Raw genomic sequence first — 296 nt, forward strand, 5'->3', positions numbered from 1 at the left:
TCCAGAGCCCGCCCCATGCACAGGCCAAACTGGTGCGCTGCGGGCGGGGCCGGATTTTCGATGTGGCCGTGGATGTGCGCACCGGCAGCCCGACCTATGGCCAGTGGTTCGGGATCGAGCTCAGCTTCGAGAATGGTAAACAGCTGATGATCCCGGCCGGGTTCCTCCATGGGTTTATGACCCTCGAGCCCGATAGCGAGATTATCTACAAGTGCACCGACTTCTACGCCCCCGAATGTGACGGCTCCGTGCGCTGGGACAGCTGCGGGATCGACTGGCCCGATGTGGGCGTCCCC

At 63.5% G+C, this 296-nt stretch carries 1 protein-coding gene; it reads left to right on the forward strand.

The genetic code is table 11. The annotated features are described in order from the left end of the window. Positions 1-296, forward strand: a 296-nt coding sequence (locus HJ536_RS20755) for a dTDP-4-dehydrorhamnose 3,5-epimerase family protein (protein WP_177159291.1), incomplete at both ends; no start/stop codon positions are given.

It is taken from the genome of Donghicola mangrovi (assembly GCF_013377535.1).
GTDB classification, from domain to species: Bacteria; Pseudomonadota; Alphaproteobacteria; order Rhodobacterales; family Rhodobacteraceae; genus Donghicola; species Donghicola mangrovi.